We start from the raw sequence: 23942 nt of genomic DNA on the forward strand, positions 1-23942 counted from the left end.
GAAACGACAGGGTTCAGCAATTCACAATCGAATGATTAATGGAGGAATGAGTCATATGAAATCCAAATGGTATACACTGCTATCCGTCATGATGCTGTTCAGTTTGCTTGCCGCGTGCGGTGGTGGGGGGACTTCCGGTAATACTGGCGAAGCGCCGGGAAGCGGCGGGACCGAAGCCCCGTCCGGAGACAAGGGGAAAACCACGGTTCAGTTCTGGCACTCGCTGGGCGGTAAGAATGGGGAATACATGGACGCACTCATCCAGCGCTTTAATGCATCCCATGAGGATATCGAAGTAGTAGGCACCTTCCAGGGAAGTTATGACGAGACGGTAACCAAGCTGCAGCAGGCGATAGCATCCGATACCGGTCCGGATGTCAGCATGCTGGAGCGAGCCTACGTTCAGATGTTCGCCGATTCGGAAGTGCTTGAGGATCTGACGCCTTATCTTGAAGGCTCTGGCATCAGCGCCGATGATTTTACGGCGGGGCTGATGGGACACTCCATCTTCAATGATCAATTGGTATCGCTGCCGCTGAACCGTTCCACCCCGATTCTGCATGTGAACAAAACCTTGCTGGATGAGCAGGGGCTTCAAATTCCGACCACATGGGAGGAGCTGAAGGAGGTCGCAAATGCGCTGGTGGTCAAGGAAGGCAGCGAGTATAAGCGATACGGCGTTACGATGCCTTATGACACTTGGTATCCGATTGCCATGATCTCGCAGGCGGGCGGAACTTTCTTCAATGATGATAGTACGTCAATCGGCTTCGGGGATAACGGCGCCGGCGCCAAGATGTTCACTTACCTTAAAGACCTGCAAAGCACAGGCGCCCTGTATTATCCTCCTGCTCAGGATTCCGGCAACATTGTGAACAGCATGTTTGTGGAAGGCAAGGTCGGCATGATGTATCAATCTACGGGATCGATTGGCGGGCTGTCCAGCGCGGTGGATTTCGATTACGTGACGGCATTCCTGCCTAAGGACGAAGTGTATGCGAATCCGACCGGAGGCGCGAATGTGACGATGCTGTCCTCTTCCAAAAACAAGGAAGCGGCATGGGAGTTCATCCGGTGGATGGAGATGGAAGAGGAAGGCGGTCTTGAATTTATTTTGCAATCCGGTTACCTGCCTTTCACGAAGAAGATGGTGGAGTCGGAGCAGATCCAGGAGCTGTGGGCCAAAGAACCGAATCGCAAAGTCGCCTATGATCAGCTGGAATTTGCCGTTGATACCAATAAGGACGTGGCATGGCCGGAGATTATGCATGAGTTCTTCTCGGCCATGGAAGCGATCATGTATGACAGCAAGGATATTCCGGCTACGCTGGATACCTTCAAGAAAGAGACGGAACGGATTTTGGCCCAATAACAACTGGTAAAGGAGTGGCAGGACATATGATCGAACGACTACGGGAACCATCCTGTATGATGGTGGCTGCACACCGCGGGTATAAATCAGCTTATCCGGAAAATACGCTGCTGGCCTTTCGCAAGGCGCTGGAGTTAGGGGTAGATATGCTGGAGTTTGATCTCCGGCTGACGCGGGATAAGGAAGTGGTGGTTATCCATGATGCAACGGTTCAGCGTACGACGAGCGGCGCTGGCGAGGTGAGGGATTTTACGCTTGCGGAACTGAAATCTCTGGATGCGGGCGGCTGGTTCGCTCGGGAGTTTGAAGGATTGAAGATCCCGACGCTTGCGGAGCTATGCGAACTGCTCCGGGAATTTCCCGAAGTTCTGTGCAACGTGGAGATTAAGCCAAGCCCCGATGCCAAAGAAACCGCAGACCTGGCGGTTGATGTGCTGAACCGATACGGGTACCTGCCGCGCTGTGTATTCACCTGCTTCGATGCAGAAGTTCTGACCCATATTCATGATACGCATGGTCTGAAGACACAGGGCTTCCCTGGTGAGAAAATGTCCCGATTTGTCTTCGGCGAGGATGGAACCTACTCCAAGATGTGGGCAATCGGCGTGGAGATGTCGCTGCTTACGCCTGAGCTCGTTGCCCGGTTCCAGGAACAGGGGCTCCTGGTTTGGAGCTATTGCCCCGACGATGAGGAGGGTGTTCGCTATTCGCTGGAATGCGGGGTCACCGGCATGACCTGCAATGACCCGCTCCCGGCGATGGCCGTGACCGGAAAGAAGGGAACGCCGATATGACCTCCATTTTATCGAATGTCCGAAGTTTGGCTGCGGATTTACCTGCTGGGCAGCTTTCGAATCTGGACGAAGTGGAGTCTATTCAGATCCAGTCCGGAGCTCTGCGCGAGGTCGCAGGTTACCTTGAGACGAAACGGTGGACCTCGGTGGTGATGGTCGTAGACGGCAATACCTATGACATAGCGGGCCAGCCGCTTGCGAACCTGCTGACGAAATCCTCGATTCAGGTCCAAGTCACCCGGCTTCTTCCGGATTGGAAGGGAGATGTTATCGCGGATGAGGTTTCCCTGATTCAGGTCATACTGGATATCCAGCAAAGCGGGGCGAAGGCGGTGCTGGCGGTAGGCGGGGGAACGATTCACGATATTAGCCGGTACGCTGCTTATACCGCGGGTATCCCGTTCATCTCGGTACCCACGGCCGCTTCGGTGGATGGATTTAATTCCAAGGGAGCGCCCATCATTATACGGGGCGAGAAGAAGACGATTCCGGCCATTGGACCGAGCGCGATTTTTGCGGATGTCGATATTCTCATGTCGGCTCCCCCGCAGCTTACCGCAGCCGGGTTCGGGGATATGCTGGGCAAGTATACGTCGCTGTTCGACTGGAAATTCGGAAGCTTGGTGGCCGGCGAACCCTATTTACAAATCTCGGCGGATATTACGCGATCCGCGCTCGACCAATGCGTGAACGGGGTAGAGCAGATTGGGAAGCAGAGTGAGGAGGGGGTGCGCATCTTAATGGGTGCGCTCATCGAATCCGGTTTAGCCATGCTGCTGTTCGGTCAATCCCATCCGGCTTCGGGCTCGGAGCATCATCTGTCCCACTATTGGGAGATGGAGTTTATCCGGCTAGGGGAGAAGCAGCTGCTGCACGGAGCCAAGGTAGGTGCCGCTTGCGTGGAAATCTCGAAGCTGTATCACCGTCTCGGGGAACAGGGGCTTGAGATGAATATAGGCGCCTCCCGAGGTGTGGATGACATTGCACTTCGGATCACGCAGCACTGGAACGAAATCCGGTCGCATATAACGCAAATCCCGGAGCCGGAAGAACTGGGGGATCTGATGCGAATGGTCGGCGGACCGGCTGGGGTGTCGGAGCTTCCGATCCAAAGCGAGCTGCTGAAGCGGAGCCTGGGTGAAGCCCACAAGGTTCGATTCAGCCGATACACGCTGCTCCATGCCTACAATGAACAGGGATATCTATTCGTAAACTAAGGATCCACATGCAATGAAATAAGGCTGTTCCCTAAAAGCAGATCATTCTGCTTGATAGGGGACAGCCTTATTTACTTTTATCCAACTGTGCTTTTATTCCTCCGTTCCATATAAACTCAAGTAATTCCTGCAACATGTTAGTAACGACTAAAGATATATGAAAAAAATTATATATTCAAGTCTTTTGGACTAGGTAAACCCCTGAGCATTTCGCATTACCACGTCGATGTCGAATTGTGTAAAATGTCTCATCAACCTATCAAAAAATGAACATACCCTACCGATAACTAATAAAGCGGAGTCTTATTTCGCCATTTTATACCATAATTTTTTGACGTAATTTGTTCATTTTTGTTTGTAGAGAGAAAAGTCCTTACAGAAAAAAGAGCACTTGCAAAAATTTTGGACGAATGATCGGATAGGACCCAGGCACTATTTTTGGGAGGGTTTATACAGCATGCTTAAGAGTCTCAAGCAAAAAATGATTACAATGATTTGTTTGCTCTTGCTAGTCAGTCTTGGATCCGTCTTTGCCGTAACTTACAACCGGTCCTCCGATTTGCTTCAGGAGAGTTTGGACAAGGAAGCACAGCTTAGCGCGGAGAAGCTGGCGCTTCAGATCGACCAATTTCTCGACGTGGAAATTGCCAAGGTTGAAACCATTGGGAAATTCGTCACAGGGAATAAAGCGCAGGATTTGCAATTGATACAAGCGGCGCAGGAAGTGAACCCGGAATTTGAGACCTTTTTCTTCTCATACGATTTGACAGGGAAGAACGTCATCAACTTTCTGGGCGAAGTGACCGACGTGTCCGACCGCGTCCATTATCAGGAAGCCGGGAAGGGCGAAGGTAAGCTGGTTGTGTCGGAGCCGGTGCTTTCCAAGCGTACGGGCAACAACATCGTTACGATGATCATTCCGTTGATGAAAGATGGAAAACAGTACGGTTACATGGGCTCTACCCTTCCAATCAACGAGGTGCAGAAAAAAGTATCCTCCCAGACCTTCGGAGATACCGGATACGCTTTTCTTCTAAGCAAAGCGGGAACGTTCATGTGGCATCCATCAGAGGAATTCGTTCTTCAAAAGAAGGTCGAAGATGTGGAAAGCACGGAATTATCGCAAGCTTTTGACAAGGTGCGTCAAGGCGAGCTTGGAGAATTCGACTATGTACTGGATAACGTTGAGTACTCGGCGGCCTACGCACCATCCAACTTAAACTGGGGCGTGTTCGTAACGGCACCGACCCAGGAGCTGAACGCTCCGATCAAGGAAATGTCGTTTACTTTAGTCATTATCTCGGTTGCTGCTCTGTTCGTTTCCGCCGCTGCTGCGGTTTGGTTCACGGCACAGATAGTCCGGCCGATCCGCAGGCTCAACGCGGCGGTTAAAGAAGTTGCAGCGGGTGATTTGACCAAAACCATTCAGGTTAGCGGCAAGGATGAGGTTGCCGTCCTTTCCAGCGATTTTAACCAGACGGTATCGCATCTGAAGCATCTGGTCGTTGGGGTGAACGATTCCTCCCGCCAAGTCATGTCGGTCACGGATACCGTTTCGAGCGGGGTGGATACGGCCATGGACAGCGTGGACCGAATCGGTTCTTCCATTCGCCAAATTGCCAGCGGAGCACAAGCTCATGCTTCAAGCTCCAACGAAATCGCGACGTCCATGAGCGACATGGCCAGCGGAATCGTCAAAATCGCCGAGACATCCTCGATGGTGTCCGAAGCCGCGCAGGAAGCCGCTAGTCAAGCGGAGACCGGATCGGTTGTTGTTGAGCAAGCCGTGAAACAGATCGGCAACATCGGCGTGGGCACGTCCAAGGTCGGCACGGCGATTGAACGTTTGAATGAGCGTTCCTCGGAAATCGAGCAAATTTTAAGCTTTATCACGGAAGTGACCTCCCGGATTCGATTGCTGTCCCTGAACGCTTCCATCGAGGCTGCCAGAGCGGGCGAGCACGGACGCGGCTTTGCAGTCGTGGCTGAAGAAGTCAAGAAGCTGGCTGGACAGTCCGAGGTATCAACCGATCAGATTGCAAAGCTGATTACGGAAATACGCGAGGATACGATTAATGCTGTACAGGTCATGGACGTCAGCCGGAAGGATGTACAGGATGGCATCGCGCTGATTGAAGAGGTGCGCGAGAAATTCGATAACATTCTGAGTGCGACACGCAACGTGGCTGATCACATTTTGGAGGTATCGGCGGCTTCCGAGGAAATGTCGGCGGGATCCGAACAGGTCAGCGCTTCGGTGGAAGAGCTGAAATCCATTGCAGATTTGACTTCCAATGACGCACAGAATGTGACCGCCGCCGTGGAAGAGCAAATTTCAACCATCAAGGAAATTTCGAACTCCGTTAAACATCTGGAGACGGTCGCTCAGGAGCTTAGCAAAGAGCTTGCCAAATTCAGTCTGTAGCATTCCCTAAATCTTATGGACCGCACGTAAGGGGACTTGAGAGGGGGGATGCCTGGAAGCAAAGAAACTCGAATCGTAACGTGTAAGGCAGTAAGTCAGGGGAAGTACCAGGAAGACGATGATCAGAGTGTTTCAGGCAGATCGATGCCACTGCCAACCAAAGGGCATCAGGATGTACAACTAGATGAAAACTGGAGGAAACGAAGACATGGCTAAGAATTGGAAAAAGGTATTGCTAGCAGGGGTAGTCAGCTTATCATTGGTAGCAACGGGTTTTGCTGCAAACGAGGTGCTCACATCACCGGAGGTATCCGCTAAATCGGCTTCGACCAATGCACCCGGACAGCTAAAGAAACAAGCGGCTTCCCAGCTTGACGAAATTATCGAAAGAGGCTACATCCGGGTTGGCATGACAGGGGATTACAAACCGTTTACATATTTGAATCCTGTTACAAAAGAGTATGAAGGTTATGATGTTGATGCGATGGAAGAGCTCGGTAAAGATCTTGGCGTGGAAGTTCGCTACGTCAACACCACTTGGTCCAACATGATGAAGGACTTGCAGGCTGATAAATTCGACATCGCAGTAGGCGGCGTTACCCGCAACACGGCAAGACAAAAAACGGCTTATGTGTCCCAAGGGTACATTTCCTTCGGTAAAGCACCGTTGATCCGTGCCGAAGACAAAGACAAATACCTTACAATTGAAGACATTAACAAACCTTCGGTTCGCATTGGTGTCAATCCAGGCGGAACAAACGAAGTATTCGTACGCGAGCATTTGACGAAAGCTAATGTGACCGTCGTTCCAAACAACCTGGATATCCCGCATTTGGTAGCGGACGGTACGTATGACGTGATGATTACCGATACGATCGAAGCGATTACGTATGCAAAAGCAGATTCCAGACTGTATGCTGCATTGACGGATAAGCCTTTCACGAACAGCGAAAAAGGCTACATGATTCCTCGCGGCGACTTTGAATATGCAAGCTATCTGGAAATGTGGATTGACGAAATGAAGCTGCAAGGCAAGTTTGCCGACATTCATAAAAAATGGTTGGAGTAGGTTGCATCGGGCTATGAAACGATAGCCGAACCTTGCCAGCAGATCAGGATGAAGACCCTGATCTGCTGGTTTTTTTTATGTCTATGGGAGGGTTCCGTTTCAACGGATCTAATCCATAGGATACTTTCAAAAAACTTTCTCTATACGTGATCTGTTTTCTGTGAAGGAACGTCGAATAGACGTTTTTTTCTGTTGTCTTACACGGTATCTGGAGCGCTGCCTTGGAGCCTGGAAGGTTTACCAACCAAGCAAAAAGGGTAGTAAATAGACATGGACTTTGACCAAAACTACATCAGGATATGAAATGGGGGGCAGACCATGACGCTTGGTAAATGGATCGCGGCGTGTTTGGTGATCGTACTGATGCTGGCCGCATGCGGTGCAACAGAGGAATCGGGACGCGTGCAGATTGAATTTTTTCAAAATAAGCCTGAAGCGAAAGGTTCCTTTGATGCACTAATTGAGAAATTTAATCAATCCCAATCCGAGATCAAGGTTGTTCAGGTAAATCCGCCGGATGCGGAGACCGTACTCAAGACAAGAGTCGTCAAGAATGATATTCCTGACATTATCGGCATGGGTGCAACCGATACCTATTCATTGCTGGCGCAAAGCGGCATTTTTATGGATTTGACGAATAATCCGCTGCTGAGTCAGGTGGATGAGACCTATGTCCAGATGCTGAAAGACGTAGCGGGGATGGACGAGGTTACGGGCATTCCCTATTCAACGAACGCTAACGGCGTGATGTACAATACGGAAATTTTCAAGGAATTGGGGCTCAGCGTTCCCAAGACCTGGGACGAGCTGTTAGCTACGGCGCAGAAGGCCAAGGATGCGGGGAAAATCCCGTTCTATTTCACTTATAAAGACGATTGGCAGACGGTGCTGCCGTTTAACGCATTGGCATCCAATCTGGAAGGCATTGACTTTTACATGGATCGGCGGGAAGGCACGGTAACGTTTGCCGAGAAATACCGGGAGATTGCGGAGAAGCAGCTCGCGCTGATGGATTATGGCCATGGGGATAACTTTGGCAAGAACTACGCGGACGGCAACCGGGATTTTGCGAGAGGCCAATCCGCCATGTATATCCAAGGAACCTGGGCGATTCCGGAAATCCGGAAAGCGAATCCGGATGCACCGATCGGCTTCTTCCCTATGCCAACCGGCAATAAACCCGAGGAGAATAAACTAATATCGGGCGTCGATACGTTACTTGCCATATCCGAGGATTCGAAGCATAAAGAGGAGGCCCAGCAGTTCATTCAATTTTTGCTGGAGCCTGAGAATAGCAAGCAGTATATAACGGAGCAAACGCTGTTCTCCACCGTTGAGGGCGTGAAGCAGGAGGATCCCGCCGTCGCAGAGCTTCTGCCTTATCTGGAGCGGGGCCAGGTCATCGATTTTGCCGACCACTACATCCCCGCGGCGGTGCAGCTGAACTCGGTGATTCAATCCTTCCTTCAGAACCGGGATATCGACGGGTATCTGAAGAAGCTGGACACCGAATGGGACAAGGTAGCTGACAGGCGTTAACGGGCGGAAGGCGGTATTTTCTTCATACGATATCCAAGAAGCATTGAGGAGGACCCAACATGAACAAGCGGCTTATGCCTTATTACTTGATGACCGTGCCGGCGGTCGTGCTGTTCTTCGTATTTCTGACGCTGCCGGCTTTGCAGGGGGTGTATTACTCCTTCACGAACTGGAACGGATTCGGCGATAACTTCGATTTCATCGGATTCAAGAATTACGTCAATCTGTTTAAGGACGGCAACGTGGGCAATGCGTATTGGTTCACATTCAAATTCGCGGTCGTGGTAACCATCCTGATCAACATCTTCAGTCTGCTGATTGCCATGGGGCTGAATGCCAAAATCAAAGCGAGGAATTTCTTCAGAGGCATCTACTTTCTTCCGAATATTCTGAGTGTGCTGATTGTTGGTTACATATTCAACTACCTGTTCTCGAATGTGTTCACCATTTGGGGACAGAACCTGGGGATCGAGTGGCTGTCCACCAATATCCTGGGCAGTGAACAGCATGCCTGGATCGGGATTGTGGTGGTAGCGGTATGGCAGGGCATAGCGTATAACACGATCCTGTATCTCGCGGGGCTCCAGACCATCCCTCACACACTGTATGAAGCGTCCAATCTCGATGGGGCGAACCGCTGGCAGGAATTTTGGAAAATAACGTTTCCGCTGATCGCGCCGTTCTTTACGATCAATATGGTGCTGGCGATGAAGAATTCCCTGATGGTCTTTGATCAGATCGTCGCCCTCACCAACGGCGGTCCGGGCCGGGCGACGCAGTCGATCTCCCACCTGATTTATACGGGCGGCTTCGAGGGAGGAGAGTTTGCTTATCAATCCGCGAACTCCGTGATCTACTTCATCCTGATTGCAACGATATCGATTGTGCAGATTCGGTTCCTGCAGAGAAGAGAGGGGGACATGTAATGCGGACGAAAACCAACTGGACGGTGATGATTCTCATCACATTGGGTACGATACTGATCTTGTTCCCGCTGTATATGACGATCACGATTGCGCTCAAAACACCGGAGGACATGCTGGCTTCCGTATTCGGCCTGCCGAAGGAGCTCCATTTCGAGAATTTTACGAATGCCATAAAAATGACCAATTTCTTCAACGCGCTGGGCAACAGCGCCATGGTAACGACAGCAACGGTGGTGCTGACCCTGCTGACCAATTCGCTCGTCGCTTATGCGATTGCCCGCAATATGAACCGGAAGTTCTTCAAAGGCTTGTACTTCTATTTCATCAGTGCCATGTTCATTCCATTCCCGATCATTATGCTGCCGCTGGTCAAGCTGACAGCCGGGTTTAATATGACGAATCTGGTCGGGCTTACGATCCTGCATACCGTATATGCCTTGGCATTTAACGTATTTGTGTACGTGGGTTATATTAAATCCATCCCGGTTGCGCTGGAGGAGGCGGCCCGAGTGGACGGTACCTCGACTTGGGGGACCTTCTGGAGGATCATATTCCCGATTATGGCGCCGATCAATGCGACGGTGGGCATTCTGATTTGCCTCTCGACCTACAATGACTTCCTGCTGCCGCTCATCATTATCAGCGATACGGATTCCTACACGCTGCCGCTTGTGCAGTATATATTCCAGGGGCAGTTCAATACAGACTTCAATCTGGCCTTTGCTTCATACCTGATGGCGATGCTCCCGATGATCATCATCTATCTGTTCGCACAGAAGTGGATCATCAATGGCATTACGCAGGGAGCTGTGAAATAAGGCTGCTTCCTGCCTTATCCTAGGGCCCCCTTAGTCCTCACCATCCTTTCGCTGCAGCAGGCGGGGGCTGGGGAGCCCACGATCAGTGGCATGTACATGTACGGCCCATAATAACAAAAAGCTGTATTCCAGCATGATATCCATGATGTCATGCCTGGAAATACAGCTTTTTTGCTGCCATAAGGATTCTATTGGCATAAGGGACTCCTTGCTTATGGCTTGCTATTTTATAATTGCAGCATTTCCCGCTTCTCCGCATCCGGGTCCTCGATGATCCTGCTGTCGTTGTTGAATATCATCGTTGAACGCGATGCCCGATCATAAGCAGGCCACGGCAGCGCCTCCGTATCCGGTGAGCCATTGCGCGCAAATGCAATCCAAGCATCCTGCATCCGGTCGGACAGGGTTTGCGTAGCGGCATCGACTTGAACACCGATGTTCTGAAACAGCGCCAGCGTGTTGAATACAAACGGGATTTCCAGGGCGTGCATCGCTTTGCCGAGAACCGGATGATTCGGCAGCGTCCAATCGAATCGGTACATCCATACCGGCGCGTGTTTGCTCTGAGCGGAAGCGAACTGCAGGGCCGAGCGCCAGAAATACAGGTCGGTCATAATCTGGGCATGTCCGTCGATGCTGTACGGGTACTCCTTGGTGATTGGGGCGGCATCCTCAATACCGGTCATCATCTCCACGGTGCGGACAAGATCGTTCTCCTTCACAAGCGGCATGTCCGGTCGGAAGAACAAAGCCCCTTCATCGTGATTTGTTCCGATTAGGATCGGCACGTCCTTGGCCCAGCCCGATTGAACAGCCTGCAGCGGATCATGAGGCAGCGTGTCCGGTTCCAGCACCGGCTGGAAGATCATGTTGACGCCGGCTCCAATTCGTTTCTTCAGCCGTTCCCCGGCTTCAAATATTTGCTCACCTGTGAGGGATTCAAGCTGATGGGCCTTATCAGGCGTTATGTCCAGCTCCTTAAGCAAACCAGCCGTTACCATCTTTGCCTGTTCCGGAGCCATGACCTGGGCAGCACCGCTTTGCATGATGGCCCGGTGGAACAACCCTTTGGCTGCCGGCATTGCTAGTAAGGCTGCAATGCTCATGCTGCCGGCCGACTCTCCGAATACCGTCACTCGCTCTGGGTCGCCGCCGAAGGCCGCGATATGATCCCGCACCCATTGCAGGGCGGCGATCTGGTCCAATAAACCGGTATTGGAGGAATAGGCTTCACCGAATGGAGAGAGATGGAGAAAGCCGAGCGGACCCAGCCGGTAATTGAGCGTTACCACAATCACGTCTCCACGGAGAACGAAGGGCGCGCCGTTATAGCTTGGCAAGCTGCCCGAGCCTGTGACAAAAGTGCCCCCGTGAATCCATACCATGACGGGCAGCGGCTCCGCCGGCGTGTTCAGGGGTGCCCACACATTGAGATAGAGGCAATCCTCGGACACCGTTTTGGTCACTCCTCCGCCAAGCATGCTTGAGGTGGATTCAAGCGGTTGAAGGCACATGGGGCTGAAGGCGGTGGCATCTTTTATCCCGTCCCATGGATCGGGGGATACGGGAGCACGGAACCGAAGCGGACCGATCGGTGGCTTTGCATAAGGGATTCCCTTCCATACACGTACTCCGTTTTCCGAACTGCCTTGAATACGCCCGTCTTTTGTTTGAACGACAAGTTCTGACATGTTCTCGCTACACCCTTTCTCTCTACTCTATATATACACTTTACCAAGTTAGCGGCATAAGTTCAAAAAAGCACGAATCATGTGAAATATAGGCAGGAATGTCATGTCACATGAAGAATGTAACAGGGTGGAGTAGTATTCGCGGACAACGGATACGGCATCACCTTTTGGTCCAAGTCATTACAGGTATACTGGAGGGATAAGCATGAACATAGCGATTTTGGGCTGTGGAACGATGGGAACGGCCTATGCGCACAACTTGGCGAAAATGCCGGGAGTAACGGTGACAGGCGTGGTTGATATTAACGCCGGGCGGGCTGAGCAGGCAGCAGCTTTGACCGGGGCGAAGGCATACACGGATGTAGAGTCGCTGTTTGAACAAAAAGATTTGGAAACGGTTGCGGTGTGTCTGCCCACCTATCTCCATAAACCGTTTGTACTGAAGTTAGCTGAAAAAGGACTGCACGTGATCTGCGAAAAGCCGGCAGCATTAACGCTGGAGGATGCACAGGAAATGAAGGCAGCCTGCGAGAAGCACGGAGTCCGGTTGTTTATCGGACATGTCGTCCGGTTCTTCCCGAACTATCATGACGCTTATCGGCAGGCTCACTCCGGAAGCATCGGAACACCGAAGATGGCTCACTTTAAGCGGTACGGCTCATACCCGCAGGGTATGGATGGATGGTATAACGACCCGGGCAAAAGCGGCGGTGTTATCATGGACCTCATGATTCACGATATCGATTTTGCCTGCTGGCTGTTCGGGGATGTGGAGTCGGTGTATGCTTCCATCGTTAAGCGGGATGAGCCTGAGATGGAGTATGCCCAGCTTACGCTTCATTTTAAAAATAGCGCAATCGCCAGTCTAACCGGCTATTGGGGGTATCCCGGACCGTTTACAACGCAGTTCGAGATCTCGGGAGACCAGGGAATTATAAGATTTGACAGCAATCAGGTGCAGTCTCTGGACATTAAACTGGTGAATGCGGAGGCAGGCGAGGGAGCAGCCGTACAGGTTCCTTCAAGCCCAAGCCTGTATGACCCTTATTATAACGAGGTGCAGCATTTTATCGAGTGCATCCGAAACGGCAGCGAGCCGCTCGTAAGTATTAAGGATGCTTGCTACGCCGTTGAAATCGCTCAGGCAGCGGAGCAATCGGCCCAGACTGGACAGCCCGTGACGATCGGAGGGACGGTTTCATGAAGAAAGTTAAAGTAGGCTTTATCAGCTTTGCCCATATGCATGCAGCGAGCTATCTATTTGGCATGCTGAAGCGAGATGATGTCGAGGTGGTCGGCGTCGCCGATGAAGACGCGGAGCGCGTGCGCCCTTACTCCGTGGACCGGGGCATACCGTATTATGCAGACTATAATGAATTGCTGGCACAGGAACTGGATGCGGTTGTCATCTGTTCGGAGAATGCGCGTCATGCGGAATTCACCAAACTTGCCGCTGCGGCGGGTAAGCATGTGCTGTGCGAGAAGCCGTTAGGCTTGTCCGAGTCCGAAATGCTGGAGATGATTCAAGTGTGCAAGGATCATGGCGTTCAGCTCATGACGGCTTTTCCTTGCCGTTATATTACGTCCGTTCGTCAGGCGAAGGAAGCGATTGACGCAGGGCAAATCGGCGAAATTTTGGCCATGAAGGGAACCAACCGGGGAAGCATGCCGGGCGGCTGGTTTATCGAACGGGAGAAGTCGGGCGGCGGGGCTGTCTTGGACCATACCGTCCATGTGATGGACCTGATGCACTGGTTTACCGGCAGCAAGGCAGAGGAAGTATACGCCCATGCGGAAACACTCTTCCATGACACAGAGATTGACGATGCCGGCATGGTCCACGTCAAATTCGCGAATGGCGTTGTTGCTGTACTGGACCCAAGCTGGTCCCGTAATCGCACCTTCCCTACCTGGGGGGATGTCACGCTTGAGATCATTGGCACCAAGGGTGTGCTGAACATTGATTCCTTTGCTCAGAAGAACGATGTCTACAGCGATGTAACTGGTAAAGCGGCGTGGAGCTTCTGGGGCGATGACATGGACGCAGGTCTCGTCAACAGCTTTATCGACAGCATTCGCGATGGCAAGCCGGTCGAAATAACGGGGGAAGACGGCTACTATTCTGCCCGTGTAGCCATTGCAGCGTACGAATCCGCAAGCACCAAGCGTACCGTTCAACTGAAACCGCTGGGGTAATGGTGCAGTATGCGGCTTAGCCGTACAGCAGAATGCGCTCGGCTATATAATGGGGGAGTGCCCTGGAGTTCGGGGATCCGCCGAATTACAACGGGTAGAGGAAACTGTCATCAGGGATGACATACATTTTTCCTGCCCGAGACGAGACTGCTGTGAATCACGGAGCCACGCCTCGGTTGAGGCGCGTCTTAGCTTTCTTATGGCATGAGTTCGCTTGCAATAGGCCTCTTCGATGATCGTAATCGAAGGGGCTTTTTTTTATTTCAGAAAATTAAACTTCAGAGCTTGAGCCTCCCTGATCTCCGCAAGAAGACAGCTTCCGCTATTTGCGATTGGTTTTGCGAGAAATCACGTCGACAGACGGTTATCTTATGTTGGCAAAAAAGATCAAAAACGCTCTTCTCCCGTTTGGTATCCTAATAACAAAGGAGGGCCTGACCTTGAGTACCCAGCGTATCATCCAAAAAAGTATAGCGTACATGGAGCAGCATCTGGAGGAGCAGCTGACCCTCACGGATATTGCATCCTATGCGGGGTTTTCGCCATATCACTTCCACCGCTTGTTTCGGAAGGAGGTTGGCATGAATATCGCGGATTACCTTAGAAAACGAAGACTCTGTTATGCAGCACAGCTCCTGCTGCACTCCGAGGCTGCGATTATCGACATTTCCCTGCACTGTCACTTCGAGAGTCAGGAGTCGTTTACGAGAGCATTCAAAAAATTGTACGGCATGCCGCCGGGGCGTTACCGGAAAATCTTTGCGGTTCACGCTCAACACTCAAGCTACCAAAAAGGAGAGGATCATATGCAGCAGCAAACGCAATCCGCATTAAAAGGCTGGTTTCTGAGCGGAAGTCATCCGCATGATTATGAAATCGGCGTCGACCGGTCCACCGTCCACCAAGGAAGCACTTCCGGTTACCTAAAGGCCCTTACCCCAACGGAAGATGGCGCTTTTGCGACCATGATGCAGCAGTTCAAAGCCGACAAGTATGCGGGCAAGCGGATGCGGTTCTCCGGCTTTGTCAAAACCGAGAACGTCAAAGAATACTGCGGGCTGTGGATGCGCGTCGATAATCGTGCGGAAGACGTGCTCCAATTCGATAATATGAATGACCGGCGCATTGTGGGCAGCACGCACTGGAATCACTATGCGATCGTGCTCGACGTACCCGAGGACAGCGCCACGATTTCGATCGGTGTCCTGCTGATGGGGACAGGCAAGGTGTGGGTGGACAGCTTCCGCTTTGAAGAGGTGGATCTCAGCGTACCTACGACGAACCTCGACTTTCACTATGAGCTGCTGGAGGAGCCCGCCAATTTATCGTTTGAAGAGTGAGGCAGAGGGGTTTCAAGCTGCTATTGAGAATGAATCCTGGCTCATCGATGGATAGGGGATTCCCCGTACAACCATTAGGCAGAAGTCCCTCCTTATCGGAGGGCTTTTTCTTCATGGATGAATGGTTGCGCTGCACCATATTTACTCCTATGATGGTCTTGAGCAATTATCCCTATCATTCTGACAATCATAGAGAGCATTTAGCGCATTAGAAACTTTTATCATCCGCATCTTTTCTTGTCCACGATATTTCTGAAGAGTACGAGTATCTATTTACCAAAAGGAAGGTGTACGATGCAGGTAATAACGCTATGCGGCTCGACCAAGTTTAAAGCACAGTTTCGGGAAGTCGAAGCTGCGCTTACGTTAAGCGGACATATCGTTCTTAGTGTCGGTTTTTTTGAGCAGAGCGACGGGATCGAGATCACGGAGGAGCAGGAGCGGAAGCTTAAAGAGCTGCACTTCCGCAAAATCGATATGTCGGACGAAATCTTTGTAATCGATGTGAATGGCTATATTGGAGACAGCACTCGGGCTGAGATTGAATACGCCAGCTGTCATGGTAAGAGGGTACGGTATTATTCAAAGGACCAACTGTAGTAGTCTGCTCCTCGAAGTACCCGCATTTATGATATTCGTTGACGGACAGAACGGACGTTGTTTACTAAAAATCGGTCTTCCGGACGAGCTCGATATCATTCTCTGTAATATCCGTTTTTACGAACTAGGATTCAGGATGGGCACTAGCATTCACGCCCATAGCAATAATATTGAATCCACATGCTTTTTTTGTTATAATTCCCAAATGGCGGTGGTGGATTCAATGGATATTTATATGGTTATTCAGCAGTTATATCCGAGTTTCTCGAAGAAAGAACAGTTGGTAGCGAATTATATTCTTCAAGAAGGTCAATCAATTAATAACATGAATATATCTGTGCTGGCGAACCATGTTGGTGTCTCGAATGGGACAATCACGCATTTTTGCAAGAAGATTGGTTGCCGTAATTTTGCCGAATTGAAGGTTCAGTTGGGCAGGCTTCGTACTGCGACGGCTCCTTCGGCGGAGGACAATATTCTCATACAAGTATCTAAATTCTATCAGACGGTCATTGAGCGTTCGAATCAATTGCTGGACATTACATATTTGCATCGACTTGCTGAAGCGATTAAGAGCGCAGCACGAATTTACATATACGGAATCGGGAGCTCGGGACTTTCAGCGAAGGAAATGATGCTTCGTTTGCTGCGTATGGGCTTCAATGTGCAGAGTATTACGGATTCTCATTTAATGCTGATCAATAGTTCGATCGTGAATGAGAATGATTTCGTTATTGCGATTTCCAGTTCAGGGGAAACGTCCGTCATTGTCGACGCAACCAGAATTGCAAAGAATAATGGGTGCAAAGTCATCTGTCTGACCAGCTTCTCCGAAAGTACGCTGGCGCAACAAGTGGACTCTTTTATTTTGGTCTCCAATACATTGTTTGTTGATAAAGAAAGGTTTGTAAATAGTCAATTTTCCGTCATGTATGCGATAGATATTTTATGTATGATCTTACTCGAGGATGCGGATTTAAATAGTCGGATGCAAATTACAGTGAATACGATTCTTGAACACAACCGAATGGATTAATAATAAAGCTTTCATCGTACCTGTGAACCTCAGAAGTTGACGTATTTTTCGTCTGCTGGAGGGACACAGGTTTTTTATTGTGATTGTTCATACTAAGTGTCATAGCTTATTTACCAAAAATAAAATTATTTCAGTTAAATTGTATTTACTAAAATAATTTCATGATGTAGAATTGACATATCGCGATGGAATACAATGATTGATCCAATAGGAGGAAAATCCATGTTTAAACAGTTGCAAAAACTTGGTAAGTCATTTATGTTACCGATTGCAATCCTACCTGCTGCGGGTTTGCTGCTTGGGATTGGGGGAGCCTTATCGAATGCGAATACGATTGCTGCATATCCGATTCTGAATACGCGGTTTTTACAAGCTGTTTTTCAAATTATGTCGGCAGCCGGCAATGTTGTGTTTGCCAACTTAGCGCTAATCATGTGTATTGGTCTTGCCGTGGGGCTAGCGAAAAAAGATAAAGGTACTGCTGCGCTGGCGGCAGCCGTCTCGTTCCTGGTTATGAATGCATCGATTGGTGCAATGATCACGGTATTTAATCCAAGCGTTGAATCCATTGACACCGGAGTTGTAGGGGCTATTGTCATTGGTATCCTGGTTACTTATTTGAACAATCGATACCGTGGGATTCAATTACCTTCCTTTCTAGGATTTTTTGGAGGCTCACGGTTTATTCCGATCGTCTCATCTTTTAGTGCTATTTTTGTAGGCGGGATCTTCTTCTTAATCTGGCCTACGTTTCAAGGCTGGCTGGTAGCGGCAGGGACTGCTATAGCCGGAATGGGATATTTCGGTACCTATTTATACGGATTCTTGCTTCGTCTTACAGGTGCTGTTGGTCTACACCATATGATTTATCCGATGTTCTGGTTCACAGAGCTGGGCGGTGTCGCCACGGTTGCAGGTCAGCAAGTGGTGGGTGCGCAGAAAATCTTTTTTGCCGAACTGGCTGATCCGAATCATGTTGGAATGTTCTCCGAAGGAACCCGTTTTTTTGCAGGACGTTTTGCTACGATGATGTTTGGTCTTCCTGCGGCATGTCTTGCAATGTATCATTGCGTTCCGAAGCACCGTCGCAAGCTTGTGTTTGGTTTGTTCTTTAGTGCTGCGCTGACATCGTTCCTGACAGGGATTACGGAGCCTATTGAGTTTATGTTCTTATTCGTCGCTCCTTGGTTATATGTGATTCATGCGGCTCTAGATGGTCTATCCTTTATGATCGCGGATATGTTATCCGTTCGTATCGGGAATACCTTCTCTGGCGGGGCCATCGACTTCATGCTCTTTGGGGTTCTGCAGGGGAATGCCAAAACTAATTGGATCTATGTCATTATTGTGGGGCTTTTCTGGGCTGTCATCTATTACCTTGTGTTCCGTTTCTTAATAACGAAATTCAATGTGGCGACACCGGGACGTGAAAGTGATGGGGAGAGCGTATCGGTTGAAACCAAGGACAGTATTGGAGAGACCGCGATGAAAGTGCTGAATGCACTTGGTGGCAAGGAGAACCTGGAAGATGTCGATGCATGTATTACAAGACTTCGTGTTGCAGTCAAAGATGTATCGAAAGTAGATAAGGATACAATCAAAGAACTGGGTGCTACTGCAGTATTGGAAGTAAAAGGCGGGATTCAGGCTGTATTTGGCGCAAAAGCCGACTTAATTAAACAAAAGATAAATGAGGCTATTGGAGAAGAATAAAAGAGGATAGGGCATGGAGGGAACATATTGTGAAACGAGGATTAATTGTATCATGTCAGGCTTTGCCAGGCGAACCGTTGCATAGTTCATTTATTATGGGACGTATGGCCATTGCGGCAGCCGAATCCGGTGCGGTGGGGATCCGTGCTAATAGCGTTGAAGACATCGAGGAAATAAAGAAGCAAGTTGAGCTGCCCATTATTGGCATTATCAAAAAAGACTATCCGGGCATGCAATCGTTCATTACAGCGACCATGACCGAAGTAGATGCGCTTGTTGGTACGGGGGTTGAGATTATTGCTGTGCAAGCAACGATGGATCAGGATGAGGCATTCCTGCAATCGATCTTTACAAAATATCCTTCGCAGAAGTTCATGGCGGATATCTCCACAACGGAAGAGGGGTTGCGAGCAGAACGATTGGGGTTCCACTACATCGGAACGACACTTATTGGTTATACACCGCAGTCTCAGCATGTGGAGAAGTTCACCGTGCTGGAAGAACTGATTAAGCAGTGTAAGAAGCCAGTCATTGCAGAAGGCAACTTCAACACGCCGGAGCAGGCTGCAAAAGCGATCGAAATGGGAGCTTATTGTGTGGTTGTAGGCAGCGCCATCACAAGGCCGCAAATCATCGCGAAATGGTTCTCGAATGCGGTAAACGAAATTCTATAACAAAAGAGATACAGTTAGAACGATAGCTATACGCGCACCCTTAATCAAAGGCGGGGCTGTCCCAAAAGTCATTGAAGATGACTTAGGGACAGCCCCGCCTTTTTTCAATCTTGTGCATTCCATATACATGAACGAACGGTTTTACAGATAAAGCACCAACGCAATAATAACAGCGAGCACGATCCGATAAATCGCAAACGGCACCAGCTTGATCCGGTTAATCAGCTTCAGGAAGAAGCGGATGGAGATCAAAGCGAAGACGAAAGCCGCTACGAATCCGGCGATGAAGAACGGAAGAGCCTCGAGCGTGAAGTATTCCCAGTTCTTCAGCAGCGACAGGAAGCTGGCTCCGAACATGATCGGCACAGCCATAATGAAGGTAAAGTCAGCCGCTGCGCGATGACTCATGCCCAGCATGACGCCTCCGGAAATGGTGGAGCCGGAGCGGGAGAAGCCTGGCCAGAGCGACAGACATTGAATCAGTCCGACGCTGAATGCCTGCCTGTACGTAATTTGATCGACAGTGACCACTTTCGGCTCTTTTTTCGAGCTGACCTTATCGGCAACGATCATGAAGATGGCTCCGATCACAAGCCCGATCAGCACCGTTTCGGTAGAAAATAAATGCTCGTCAATAAGGTCTTCGAACAAGACGCCCAGCACGCCCGCCGGAATCAAACCGACGATAACCTGGCTGAGTCTCAGTCTGCCCGTACCCGCCGGTACGCCGGCTTCTGGTTTTTTGCGCTTGAGTCCCAAGAGATCCAGGAAGCGGTCCTTGAACACCACGATAACGGCGAGAATGGAGCCGAGCTGAATGACGACCTTGAACGTGTTGGCTACGTATTTCGTCAGAAACTCCTCGGATTTCAGCCACATATCATCAACGATGATCATATGACCGGTAGAGGATACAGGAGCGAACTCGGTCAGTCCCTCGACGATTCCCAGAATAATTGCTTTGAGGATGGTTAAAAAATCCATGACCTATAGTCTCTCCCTTACAAAAAATATTAAATGTAATGATATGAATGATGAATGGCATGAAATGCGTGTGATCCAAAGCTGACTTAAGCTGACTTTCTCCGCTTGCGGAAGAAAAAGAACAGGAACGCAATCACGGCCACAGCTATTACAGCATAAGCGATATTGGAATAGACGTCCATGAAGGCCACGATATTTTCCCATGAATCACCGACAGCGGCTCCCACGCATACCAGAATAACGTTCCAGATCAGGGTACCGATGGTCGTGAAGAGCAGGAACATGCCGAACTTCATGTTGGACATCCCTGCCGGGATGGAGATCAGGCTCCGGATCAGTGGAATCATACGGCAGAACAGCACGGTCCAGTAGCCGTATTTATCGAACCAGGCATCCGCTTTGCGGATGTCTTCTTTTTTGACGCGGAGGATATGCCCCCAGCGATCCACGATTTTTTCAAGCCGCTCAACATCGAGCAGGCGACCAATTCCGTACAGAATAACAGCACCGGCTATAGATCCGATCGTAGCTGCAATAATGACGCCCGGGACCGTCAGTTTCGTGTAGGTGGTCATAAATCCGCCGAAGGTAAGAATGACCTCGGAGGGAATCGGCGGAAATACGTTTTCCAGCGCAATCATCAGCAGGATGCCGACATAGCCGAACTTCTCCATAATGTCCGTAATCCAGTTTTCCAAAAGTTACACCTCTTTCAAAAGATAAGGATGTCTCTGCCATCCTTTATATAAGGGTCTGCTTCAGCTTGCGCAGATACTGGCTGCGGATGAAAAAGAAGTACAGGACCTGCATCATCAGGAAGCTGATCAGCACAATGCCCATTTCAGCCGCAATGGATAAATAGAAATAGCTTTGCAGCGCGATGAAAGCAAAGATGCTGTGCACGATCGCAAGGCTGATCGGTACAAAAAACAGCAGCGCCAGCTGTCCGGTTACGATCCGCCGGAACTCCTTATCCGTCATCCCGAGCCGGGATATCGTGGCATAATGCCTGCGGTCGTAATCCAGATCGGCATAGAGGCGGAAGTACAGGAAGCTTCCTGCCGCGATAAAAAACACCGTGCCCACAAGCAATGCCGCGAAGAGCAGCATATTGTACAGGCTGTCCCGAAGGGCAAACAGCGTGCCGCTGACCGCCAGCGCGTAAGGCCGGTCCATCTCATAACGCACGGCACCGCTCGGGGCCAAGTGAGGGACGATGCCCTCGGTCTCCGTAAAATCATTCACGTAGAAGCCGGTGTAGCGTTCCTGCCGGACCGGATCCGTGACAGCGGCGAAGATGTCGTCGCTGACGACCAGTCCGCCGAAACGGGAATCGTCATCTATCTCCGGCAGCAAATATTCCGGCACGCCGACATGATCGGAATAACCGATTTCACGCAGCCGGATGTCGGAATCCCGCAGCCGGTAAGAAGCGTAATCCCGGTTGCGGATATAAGCTCTGTCGTTTTGCGAAGCAATGAGGACAAGGGCCTCCTCGCCGCTCGGCGGCTGTTCGTTAAACGGCAGTCCCGCCATCACGACGGCCGCCTTATAGTCGGAGAACGAGATCAGTGTCAACGGAATCTCCGATGGACCGACCTGCGCCGATGCCAGTACGGCATCCGTATATTTAACGCGAAACGATAGCGTTTCAAACGGTATTTTTCTCGATTCAAGCTCATGCCGGATTTCGTTCAAATGCTGCTCCTCGGAGGCATCTCCCGTTTTGGCGAGATAACCGATGGCGGCTGGGAAGTCCTCGTTGAACTGCTTCGTGAGCACCGGGATGGAGGCAAATACGCCTACCGAGCAAAAAGACACGGCCAGCACGATCGTCACCATCGAGAACATCTGGGCATGATCCTTCAGCCGGTATTGCAGGCTGGATAGCGAGATCAGCTTGGTCCTTCTCCAGGCTAACCGGCGGCTTTGCTTCAACCTCCGCACGAGAGCAACTCCAAGCTGGGTATACAACAGATACGTGCCGATCATCGTCATGAAGGTAACCGGAAACATGCGCAGCGCAAGGGTCGATGCGCTTGTCGTGGCCGCCAGGCCGTAGCTGACCAACAGCAGGGCAGCCGCCAAAATGGATAACCACGGCGATGTCCTGGGCGCGGTTTTCGGCCGCTGTCCGGACTGGAACAAGTCGATTAGCGCTTTGGGCCGCAACAGCCAGGGTGTGCACAGCGAGATGATGAGGAACAGCAGCACATAACTCGCGATCGTCAGCCCCAGCGCGCGCAGGCTCAGTCGAAACGGCAGGGGCGGGACTCCGAGAAAGGCTGAGCCTGCCATCAGGAACAGCTTGCCTGTAATGATGCCGAACAGGATGCCCGTTGCAATCGCGCTTACGCCGATGATCATATTTTCAAGAAACACCATCTTGTTAAACTGGCGGTCCGTCATGCCATGCATGAACAGAATGCCGAACTCGCGCTTACGGGTCTTCAAGAAAGCCCCGACGGAATACAGCACGAAGAAAAACGAGAATACGTACATAATTAGCTCTGCGCCAACCATCGCCTGGATCACAACCGGATAGAACATCTCGTCCGTGATGGAAGGGTGAAACAGGAACAGCGCGCACACAAAGAAAATCATGACGGAGAATGCACTGCTTAAGAAATAGGCCGCATAGGTCCGCTTATTCCTCAGGACATTCCTAAAAGCGAATTGTCGAAAGGTCATGACTTCCTCCTCCCAGCAGCGCCAGCATGTCGATGATTTTCTGGAAAAAGGCTTGGCGGTTGTCACCGCAATACATTTCATTATATAGTTGACCGTCCTTGATGAACAAGACGCGGTCACAGTAGCTGGCTGCCACCGGATCATGAGTGACCATGAGAATCGTTGCGGAAGCCTCTTTGCTCGAAGCGGATAGCGTCTGCATCACTTCTTTGGAGGCTCTGGAGTCCAGGTTTCCCGTGGGCTCGTCGGCCAGAATCAGGGACGGCTCCTGAATGAGCGCCCTGGCGATGGCGGTGCGCTGCATCTGTCCGCCGGAAATCTCGTAGGTATGCTTGTGCAGAATGGACCCAATGCCGAGCCGGTCTGCGATCCGGTTCAGCCGGATGCCCATTTCGTCCAGCGGCATGCCTTCCAGCGTCAGCGGAAGAACGATGTTTTCCTCAACGGTCAGCGTATCCAGCAGATTGAAATGCTGGAAGACGAAGCCCAGCTCCCGGCGCCGAAACAGAGCGGTATCGCTCCTGCTGAGCAGATGGGGATTGCGTCCGCCTATGATCACTTCCCCGGCCGTGGGCTGATCAATGGTGGCAATCAGATTGAGGAGCGTCGTTTTTCCGCTGCCGGAAGGTCCCATAATGCCGACGAATTCGCCTTTGGCGACGTTGAAGTGAATATTGCTCAGCGCTTGGAACGCCACTTTGCCCTCGTAGATTTTGGATAGATGCTTGACGCTCAGGATGGGCATATCTTCACTCCTCTATAACGATGTTATCATTGTAAAAGATTCGTTTGCGTCCATGCCATATTCGTAACTTACAGTTACCTTACAACCTTGTAAGGTTTCTTTTACTGATGTA

20 protein-coding genes are annotated in these 23942 nt (G+C 50.6%); 15 read left to right on the forward strand and 5 right to left on the reverse strand.

Features of this window, described 5'->3' with window-relative positions:
- The first annotated feature begins 55 nt into the window (after nucleotides 1-55).
- The 8 genes from ACETK5_RS23665 to ACETK5_RS23700 all read left to right on the forward strand — a co-directional run bounded on the left by ACETK5_RS23665 (nucleotide 56) and on the right by ACETK5_RS23700 (nucleotide 10160).
- A complete protein-coding gene (locus tag ACETK5_RS23665; protein ID WP_394058204.1) occupies nucleotides 56-1372 on the forward strand; it encodes an ABC transporter substrate-binding protein in 1317 nt (438 codons plus the stop codon).
- Nucleotides 1373-1398: 26 nt separating this feature from the next.
- Nucleotides 1399-2166 (forward strand): glycerophosphodiester phosphodiesterase family protein, encoded by a 768-nt coding sequence (locus ACETK5_RS23670; protein ID WP_394058206.1) that lies wholly within the window; start codon nucleotides 1399-1401, stop codon nucleotides 2164-2166.
- Complete coding sequence (locus ACETK5_RS23675; RefSeq protein ID WP_394058208.1) at nucleotides 2163-3383, forward strand: sn-glycerol-1-phosphate dehydrogenase; 1221 nt, start codon at nucleotides 2163-2165, stop codon at nucleotides 3381-3383. The genes ACETK5_RS23670 and ACETK5_RS23675 overlap by 4 nt, the downstream gene beginning before the upstream one ends.
- Before the next feature lie 457 nt (nucleotides 3384-3840).
- The gene (locus ACETK5_RS23680; RefSeq protein ID WP_100540131.1) at nucleotides 3841-5808 is read left to right on the forward strand and encodes a methyl-accepting chemotaxis protein; all 1968 of its coding nucleotides are present in this window, start codon (nucleotides 3841-3843) and stop codon (nucleotides 5806-5808) included.
- Nucleotides 5809-6016: 208 nt separating this feature from the next.
- Nucleotides 6017-6877, forward strand: coding sequence for a transporter substrate-binding domain-containing protein (locus ACETK5_RS23685; RefSeq protein WP_100540257.1), 861 nt, complete (start codon nucleotides 6017-6019; stop codon nucleotides 6875-6877).
- Nucleotides 6878-7195: 318 nt separating this feature from the next.
- Nucleotides 7196-8416 (forward strand): ABC transporter substrate-binding protein, encoded by a 1221-nt coding sequence (locus tag ACETK5_RS23690; RefSeq protein WP_326112018.1) that lies wholly within the window; start codon nucleotides 7196-7198, stop codon nucleotides 8414-8416.
- Between the two features lie 59 nt (nucleotides 8417-8475).
- Nucleotides 8476-9342 carry a carbohydrate ABC transporter permease gene (locus ACETK5_RS23695; RefSeq protein WP_326112016.1) on the forward strand — a complete coding sequence of 289 codons (867 nt, stop codon included), beginning with the start codon at nucleotides 8476-8478 and terminating at the stop codon, nucleotides 9340-9342.
- Nucleotides 9342-10160 (forward strand): carbohydrate ABC transporter permease, encoded by an 819-nt coding sequence (locus ACETK5_RS23700; RefSeq protein WP_071221920.1) that lies wholly within the window; start codon nucleotides 9342-9344, stop codon nucleotides 10158-10160. Before ACETK5_RS23695 ends, ACETK5_RS23700 begins: the two co-directional genes overlap by 1 nt.
- Nucleotides 10161-10387: 227 nt before the next feature.
- Here ACETK5_RS23700 and ACETK5_RS23705 read toward each other — a convergent pair whose 3' ends face one another.
- Nucleotides 10388-11851, reverse strand: a complete 1464-nt coding sequence (locus ACETK5_RS23705; protein ID WP_394058211.1) for a carboxylesterase/lipase family protein — start codon at nucleotides 11849-11851, stop codon at nucleotides 10388-10390.
- A 205-nt stretch (nucleotides 11852-12056) separates the two neighbouring features.
- Here ACETK5_RS23705 and ACETK5_RS23710 point away from each other — a divergent pair, with 205 nt between their 5' ends.
- The 7 genes from ACETK5_RS23710 (at nucleotide 12057) to ACETK5_RS23740 (ending at nucleotide 19410) form a co-directional block, all read left to right on the forward strand.
- Complete coding sequence (locus tag ACETK5_RS23710) at nucleotides 12057-13055, forward strand: Gfo/Idh/MocA family protein (protein WP_394058213.1); 999 nt, start codon at nucleotides 12057-12059, stop codon at nucleotides 13053-13055.
- Nucleotides 13052-14047: a Gfo/Idh/MocA family protein gene (locus ACETK5_RS23715; protein WP_127594637.1), complete on the forward strand. Its 996-nt coding sequence runs from the start codon at nucleotides 13052-13054 to the stop codon at nucleotides 14045-14047. Before ACETK5_RS23710 ends, ACETK5_RS23715 begins: the two co-directional genes overlap by 4 nt.
- 440 nt (nucleotides 14048-14487) lie before the next feature.
- Nucleotides 14488-15387: a helix-turn-helix domain-containing protein gene (locus tag ACETK5_RS23720; protein ID WP_394058215.1), complete on the forward strand. Its 900-nt coding sequence runs from the start codon at nucleotides 14488-14490 to the stop codon at nucleotides 15385-15387.
- 294 nt (nucleotides 15388-15681) lie between these two features.
- Nucleotides 15682-15987 carry a hypothetical protein gene (locus ACETK5_RS23725; RefSeq protein ID WP_100540138.1) on the forward strand — a complete coding sequence of 102 codons (306 nt, stop codon included), beginning with the start codon at nucleotides 15682-15684 and terminating at the stop codon, nucleotides 15985-15987.
- 205 nt (nucleotides 15988-16192) lie between these two features.
- On the forward strand, nucleotides 16193-17023 hold the full coding sequence (locus tag ACETK5_RS23730) for a MurR/RpiR family transcriptional regulator (protein WP_326112009.1): 831 nt from the start codon (nucleotides 16193-16195) through the stop codon (nucleotides 17021-17023).
- Between the two features lie 222 nt (nucleotides 17024-17245).
- Nucleotides 17246-18736 (forward strand): PTS transporter subunit EIIC, encoded by a 1491-nt coding sequence (locus ACETK5_RS23735; RefSeq protein WP_326112006.1) that lies wholly within the window; start codon nucleotides 17246-17248, stop codon nucleotides 18734-18736.
- Between the two features lie 29 nt (nucleotides 18737-18765).
- Nucleotides 18766-19410, forward strand: a complete 645-nt coding sequence (locus ACETK5_RS23740; RefSeq protein WP_326112005.1) for an N-acetylmannosamine-6-phosphate 2-epimerase — start codon at nucleotides 18766-18768, stop codon at nucleotides 19408-19410.
- Nucleotides 19411-19551: 141 nt separating this feature from the next.
- On the opposite strand, the gene ACETK5_RS23745 is transcribed toward ACETK5_RS23740, so the two are convergent.
- The 4 genes from ACETK5_RS23745 to ACETK5_RS23760 all read right to left on the reverse strand — a co-directional run bounded on the left by ACETK5_RS23745 (nucleotide 19552) and on the right by ACETK5_RS23760 (nucleotide 23830).
- Nucleotides 19552-20394, reverse strand: a complete 843-nt coding sequence (locus tag ACETK5_RS23745) for an undecaprenyl-diphosphate phosphatase (RefSeq protein ID WP_394058217.1) — start codon at nucleotides 20392-20394, stop codon at nucleotides 19552-19554.
- Nucleotides 20395-20480: 86 nt separating this feature from the next.
- Nucleotides 20481-21092: a DedA family protein gene (locus ACETK5_RS23750; RefSeq protein WP_100540142.1), complete on the reverse strand. Its 612-nt coding sequence runs from the start codon at nucleotides 21090-21092 to the stop codon at nucleotides 20481-20483.
- A 43-nt stretch (nucleotides 21093-21135) separates the two neighbouring features.
- A complete protein-coding gene (locus tag ACETK5_RS23755; protein ID WP_394058220.1) occupies nucleotides 21136-23085 on the reverse strand; it encodes an ABC transporter permease in 1950 nt (649 codons plus the stop codon).
- A complete protein-coding gene (locus ACETK5_RS23760; protein WP_100540144.1) occupies nucleotides 23060-23830 on the reverse strand; it encodes an ABC transporter ATP-binding protein in 771 nt (256 codons plus the stop codon). The genes ACETK5_RS23755 and ACETK5_RS23760 overlap by 26 nt, the downstream gene beginning before the upstream one ends.
- Nucleotides 23831-23942 lie beyond the last annotated feature (112 nt).

The sequence above is a fragment of the Paenibacillus ilasis genome (genome assembly GCF_043195395.1).
Taxonomy (GTDB): Bacteria; Bacillota; Bacilli; order Paenibacillales; family Paenibacillaceae; genus Paenibacillus_AQ; species Paenibacillus_AQ lautus.

Excerpts from the sequence above, each read along its gene's own strand:
- ACETK5_RS23665 (WP_394058204.1), top strand. The coding sequence starts at position 56 with ATGAAATCCAAATGGTATACACTGCTATCCGTCATGATGCTGTTCAGT.
- ACETK5_RS23670 (WP_394058206.1), top strand. The coding sequence starts at position 1,399 with ATGATCGAACGACTACGGGAACCATCCTGTATGATGGTGGCTGCACAC.
- ACETK5_RS23675 (WP_394058208.1), top strand. The coding sequence starts at position 2,163 with ATGACCTCCATTTTATCGAATGTCCGAAGTTTGGCTGCGGATTTACCT.
- ACETK5_RS23680 (WP_100540131.1), top strand. The coding sequence starts at position 3,841 with ATGCTTAAGAGTCTCAAGCAAAAAATGATTACAATGATTTGTTTGCTC.
- ACETK5_RS23685 (WP_100540257.1), top strand. The coding sequence starts at position 6,017 with ATGGCTAAGAATTGGAAAAAGGTATTGCTAGCAGGGGTAGTCAGCTTA.
- ACETK5_RS23690 (WP_326112018.1), top strand. The coding sequence starts at position 7,196 with ATGACGCTTGGTAAATGGATCGCGGCGTGTTTGGTGATCGTACTGATG.
- ACETK5_RS23695 (WP_326112016.1), top strand. The coding sequence starts at position 8,476 with ATGAACAAGCGGCTTATGCCTTATTACTTGATGACCGTGCCGGCGGTC.
- ACETK5_RS23700 (WP_071221920.1), top strand. The coding sequence starts at position 9,342 with ATGCGGACGAAAACCAACTGGACGGTGATGATTCTCATCACATTGGGT.
- ACETK5_RS23705 (WP_394058211.1), bottom strand. The coding sequence starts at position 11,851 with ATGTCAGAACTTGTCGTTCAAACAAAAGACGGGCGTATTCAAGGCAGT.
- ACETK5_RS23710 (WP_394058213.1), top strand. The coding sequence starts at position 12,057 with ATGAACATAGCGATTTTGGGCTGTGGAACGATGGGAACGGCCTATGCG.
- ACETK5_RS23715 (WP_127594637.1), top strand. The coding sequence starts at position 13,052 with ATGAAGAAAGTTAAAGTAGGCTTTATCAGCTTTGCCCATATGCATGCA.
- ACETK5_RS23725 (WP_100540138.1), top strand. The coding sequence starts at position 15,682 with ATGCAGGTAATAACGCTATGCGGCTCGACCAAGTTTAAAGCACAGTTT.
- ACETK5_RS23730 (WP_326112009.1), top strand. The coding sequence starts at position 16,193 with ATGGCGGTGGTGGATTCAATGGATATTTATATGGTTATTCAGCAGTTA.
- ACETK5_RS23735 (WP_326112006.1), top strand. The coding sequence starts at position 17,246 with ATGTTTAAACAGTTGCAAAAACTTGGTAAGTCATTTATGTTACCGATT.
- ACETK5_RS23745 (WP_394058217.1), bottom strand. The coding sequence starts at position 20,394 with ATGGATTTTTTAACCATCCTCAAAGCAATTATTCTGGGAATCGTCGAG.
- ACETK5_RS23755 (WP_394058220.1), bottom strand. The coding sequence starts at position 23,085 with ATGACCTTTCGACAATTCGCTTTTAGGAATGTCCTGAGGAATAAGCGG.
- ACETK5_RS23760 (WP_100540144.1), bottom strand. The coding sequence starts at position 23,830 with ATGCCCATCCTGAGCGTCAAGCATCTATCCAAAATCTACGAGGGCAAA.